Source organism: Microcystis sp. LE18-22.4A (genome assembly GCF_027531105.1).
GTDB lineage: Bacteria > Cyanobacteriota > Cyanobacteriia > Cyanobacteriales > Microcystaceae > Microcystis > Microcystis aeruginosa.
Genome location: NZ_JAPZRB010000588.1, coordinates 1 through 1,603, shown reverse-complemented (window position 1 = coordinate 1,603; position 1,603 = coordinate 1). Strand labels below are relative to the sequence as shown.

General features: G+C 54.9%; 1 protein-coding gene. It reads left to right on the top strand.

Annotated elements, in window-relative coordinates:
* On the top strand, nt 1-1,603 hold a 1,603-nt coding region (locus O9295_RS28005; protein ID WP_288036038.1), incomplete at both ends, for a beta strand repeat-containing protein.

Genomic DNA, 1,603 nt, shown 5'->3' with positions numbered 1-1,603 from the left:
GATTCGTTTATTTTCTACGATTTCAACAGTAATCCGTTTACGGTCAACGTCACAGTGGTTGCCCCCGTCCCTGGTAAACCAACAGGTGTCGCCGCTACGCCAGGAAGTGGGCAAGCGTCTGTTGTCTTTACGGCTCCCGCCTCCGATGGTGGCAGTGCCATTCTTGACTATACCGTCACATCAAATCCCGGCGGCTTCACTAAGACCGGTGCGGCCAGCCCGTTGACGGTCACGGGTCTGTCAAACGGCACCGCATATACTTTTACTGTCACGGCAAGAAACGCCAATGGCTCTAGTGCTGCGTCCGACCCTTCCAGCTCGGTAACGCCGAAAGCACTGCAAACCATTACCTTTAACCCTCCGGGTACGCAGACCTTTGGTACAACACCAAACATTTCAGGATTGGCAAGCGCAACATCTGGTTTGACTGTGACTTTCACATCCACAACAACCGGCGTCTGTACGATCACTACCGGTGGTGTGTTGACCTTTATCACGGCAGGCTCTTGTACGATTAATGCCGATCAGGCAGGCAATGCAACCTACTCGGCAGCAACAACGGTTCCGCAAACCTTTACTGTCAATGCGATTGCTCCAGGGGCACCAACGGCGGCGGTCGGCACTGCCGGGGACACTCAGGTCTCCGTCGCCTTTACCGCACCAGTTTCCAACGGTGGTAGTTCCATTCTTGACTATACGGTAACTTCCAGCCCCGGTGGAGCCACCGCTACCGGTGCAGCCAGTCCGCTGAACGTCACTGGCCTGACAAATGGCACTGCATATACCTTTACTGTCACGGCTCGAAACACTGCAGGTAATAGTTTAGCTTCCACTGCTTCCACTGCTGTCACACCTAAGGCAGCGCAAAACATTACTTTTGGCAATCCCGGTACGCAGACTTTTGGTACGACGCCGACCTTGACAGCTACGGCCTCTTCCAATTTAACGGTAACTTTCACCTCCACAACAACCGGCGTCTGTACGATCACTTCCGGTGGTGCGTTGACGTTTGTCACGGCAGGCTCTTGCACGATTAATGCCGATCAGGCTGGTAATGCTGCCTTTTCCGCAGCAACAACGGTTCCGCAAACTTTTACTGTCAACGCGATTGTTCCGGGAGCACCAACGGCTGCGGTGGGTACACCAGGAGACACTCAGGTCTCCGTCGCCTTTACCGCACCAGTTTCCAACGGCGGTAGCGCTATTCTTGACTATACGGTGACCGCCAGCCCCGGCGGAGCCACCGCTACCGGTGCAGCCAGCCCGATTAACGTGACAGGTCTGACAAATGGCACGGCATATACCTTTACTGTGACTGCCAGAAACTCGGCGGGCTCTGGTTCGGCATCTACAGCGTCCACTGCAGTCACGCCTAAGGCAGCACAAAGCATTACCTTTAACCCTCCCGGTGCACAGACTTTTGGCACGACGCCAACCTTGACTGCAAGCGCCAGTTCCACTTTACCGGTGACTTTCACCTCCACTACAACCGGGGTCTGTACGATCACTTCCGGTGGTGCGTTGACGTTTGTCACGGCAGGCTCTTGCACGATTAATGCCGATCAGGCTGGTAATGCTGCCTTTTCCGCAGCAACAACGGTTC